Source organism: Frankia tisae, from assembly GCF_025403405.1.
GTDB classification, from domain to species: domain Bacteria; phylum Actinomycetota; class Actinomycetes; order Frankiales; family Frankiaceae; genus Frankia; species Frankia tisai.
Window position 1 is genome coordinate 1 of the sequence record NZ_JANEZT010000634.1, and the last position, 1,982, is coordinate 1,982.

General features: G+C 66.8%; 1 protein-coding gene. It reads right to left on the reverse strand.

Going from position 1 to position 1,982, the window contains the following annotated elements:
- Positions 1-8 precede the first annotated feature (8 nt).
- A partial coding sequence (locus NBZ85_RS30715) for an ATP-binding cassette domain-containing protein (protein ID WP_261563378.1) occupies positions 9-1,982 on the reverse strand: 1,974 nt, incomplete at its 5' end.

Here is a 1,982-nt window from a genome sequence, read left to right on the forward strand (position 1 = left end):
GCGCCTGGCTACTGGGTGGGGGCCGGCCTTCGTTTTCTGCCCGTCTTCGGGTCCAGCCGGCGTAGCAGCATCGACGTGATGCCGATGTAGACCGCGGTGACCACGATCCCGGCGCCGATGTCGATCGCGTACTGCTTGTTCGTGTGGTCGAACAGCCGGTCCGGCTTCGGCGCATTCGGGTTGACTGGCACGGTCAGCCCGGCGACGGGCTGGCCGTTCACGGTCTTCGGCCGCTGGAGGCCAGCGCGGGTGATCGTGTTGAAGTCGGCGTCCGCGGCCAGCCCCGCGAAGCCCCACCTGGCCGGCGAGACGACAGCGACCTGCTCCAGCACCCGTGTGCCCCCGATCGGCACGATGCCGGCGGAGAACACCAGCTGGACCATCGTGACGATGACCAGCAACGGCATCGTCTTGTCGGCGTTGTCCACCAGCGCCGAGATCACCAGTCCGATCATGCCGGAAGCGAAACCCACCACGAACACCGCGAGCATGCATTCCAGCAGCGTGTTGCCGAGTGCCAGGTGGCTCGGTGGCTGCCGGCCGACGAGGCTGATAAGCGTGAACGGGATCACCTGCAGGACAGTGATGATGAGCAGCACGAAGACCTTCGAGCCGACGTACGCGGCTCTCGACAGCCCGATGGCACGTTCCCGTTGATAGATCGCCCGTTCCTTGACAATCTCACGCACCGAGTTCGACATACCCATGAAACAGGCACACAGCACCATGATCAGGAAGATGGTGGGCGCGTCCGAGTTCGGCGTGAACATGTCATGGGTGTCGGCGAAGTCCCCTTTGATAAATCGTGGGATCGCACCCAGCACAAACGGGAACGCGACCGCGAGACGCAGGTAGCCCTTGTCGGACGCGATGACCGCCAGTGTTCGCCTGCTCAGCGTCACCAGCTGCGAGAGCACCGACTGCTGCCGAATACTCGGCAACTCCTCCGGCGCGCGCCGGGCCGACGGGGCCGTCACCGACGCCGGCACGTAGTGCCGAGACTGGCGGAAACGCGCCGCCGAGTCGGCCCCCGGGTTCTCCTGCAGACGCAGGAACACCCACGGGTAGCCCTGCTCACCGAAGAACGCCAACGCGTCCTGCGGCGGCCCGAAATAGGCGACATAGCCGCCCGGCGCGAGTACCAGGACGTAGTCACACAGGTCGAGCTGCGCCACCGAGTGCGTGACGACGACGACCGTGCGGCCGTCGTCGGCGAGCTTACGCAGCGACTGCATGACCTGCAGGTCCATGCCCGGATCGAGGCCCGAAGTCGGCTCGTCCAGGTACAGCAGCGTGGGCCGGGTCAGCAGCTCCAACGCCACCGAGACCCGCTTGCGCTGGCCGCCGGACAGCTTGGCGACAGCCGTGCCCGCATGCGGGGTGAGGTTCAGCTCGGCGAGGACCTCGTCGATCCGCCTGTCGCGCTCCGGCTCCGTCACGTCCGGGGGGAACCGCAGCTCGGCGCCGAACTCCAGCGCCTTCCGGACCGTCAGCGAGGTGTGCAGGATGTCGTCCTGCGGCACATAACCGATCCGGCGGCGCAACTCGTCGTACTCGGTGTAAAGATCCCGGCCCGCGTACCGCACCGCACCCTGGTTCGCCGGCCGGAAGCCGGTCAGCGCGTTGAGCAGCGTCGACTTTCCAGCACCCGACGGGCCCACCACACCGAGCAGCGCCTGCCCGGGCAGGCGGAAGGTCATGTCGTGCAGGAGCTGCTTCCCACCGGCCCACACGTTGAGATGCTCGGCTTCGAAACTGACGTCACCGGAGTCGAGGTACTCGACAAGCAGATCGCCCTCAAGCTGGAAGACATGATGGCCGATGGCGATGATGGCACCCCGGTTGACCGGCGCCTGCTGGATACGGCGGCCGTCGAGGAACGTGCCGTTCGCGGAGTCCAGATCGACGAGGTCGACGTGCGGGCCGCGGACGAGCAGCGAGGCGTGGTGGCGCGAGGCAAGCAGGTCGGTGATGACGATGTC